This is a genomic window from uncultured Caldilinea sp., assembly GCF_937128415.1.
In the GTDB taxonomy this organism is placed as follows: domain Bacteria; phylum Chloroflexota; class Anaerolineae; order Caldilineales; family Caldilineaceae; genus Caldilinea.
Genome location: NZ_CAKZMJ010000092.1, coordinates 1 through 1,067 on the forward strand (window position 1 = coordinate 1; position 1,067 = coordinate 1,067).

Sequence of the window (1,067 nt, forward strand, 5' to 3'; positions counted from 1 at the left end):
AATGTTTGCAGATAGGTTTCTAATCGTTCTGAGGTCAACGCGCCGACGTGGCGTGCGACAATCCGATGGTTTGCATTCAGAAAATAAGTAGTTGGGAATCCCTGAATAGCATAGTCGGCGGCCACTGCGCCATCGGCGTCCAGCAGAATTGGATAAGCGATCTCGTGTTGAGCCATATACTTCTCAACAAGGTCGCTTGTCTCTCTCACATTAATTCCTACAAATTCAACCCCAAGCGCTTGCCAGCGGTGATGCGCCTCGACCATCACCGGCGTCTGGCGCAAGCAATAAGGACACCAGGTCGTCCAAAATGAAAGAACGGTCGGGCGACCGCTGAAGTCCTGCAGCGTTTTCACCGTGAAATCCGGCATTGCCGGCAAGCGGAAAGCGGGCGCAAGCTGCCCCACTTCGACGCCGCGCGGCTCAGCGACGATCTCGGCGACTGAGTCCACAGCAGAGGGAACGGTCGATGCTTCCACTTCATCCGTCTGGTTTTGCGCCCCTGGAGCCGATGCAGCATCGAACAACCCATCAGCGGCTGGCCCGAAGCTGATCGGCGTTTCCTGGCGCCAGATTTGCAACAGTTCCGCCGATGTGGCGTCGGTCGCCGCCTGCTGGGTGCGCAAATATTCATCGGCGGCGATCAATCGGACGAAATATCGCTCGAATCGCTCCCAGGCAATGCCTTGCGCCTCAAGCGCAGCCTTTAGCTCCGCACGAGTTCGATGATGCGTCTGTAAGAATTGGTCGAGCGCCGCACTCGCCTGGGCGCCCTCCACCCTCACTTCGTCTCGATGCAATACGGTCGCTATATTGATCAACTGTTCGAGAATTGCGCTGGCCGATGCAGATTGCACCCCCGCCCACGCGGCCATGAGAGCGTCGATGGCGACTGCTTCCTGAAAATCTCGCAAAGTGATCGCTTCGCCGGCGACCACCGCAACGATCTCCCGTTTCGCTCCGTCGTCACGGGCGGCGTCCTGCATGTCTGCGGTCTCAGGCGCCGGCGCTTTTGCAATCGCGTCCGCCGTTCCCTGCATCTGGGAGAAAGCCTCTGGCCGAGGCTC

General features: G+C 58.7%; 1 protein-coding gene. It reads right to left on the reverse strand.

The window, feature by feature from the left end:
- The coding region (locus Q0367_RS17365) for a TlpA disulfide reductase family protein (RefSeq protein WP_298983791.1) at window positions 1–1,040 on the reverse strand (1,040 nt) is incomplete at its 3' end.
- Window positions 1,041–1,067: the final 27 nt, after the last annotated feature.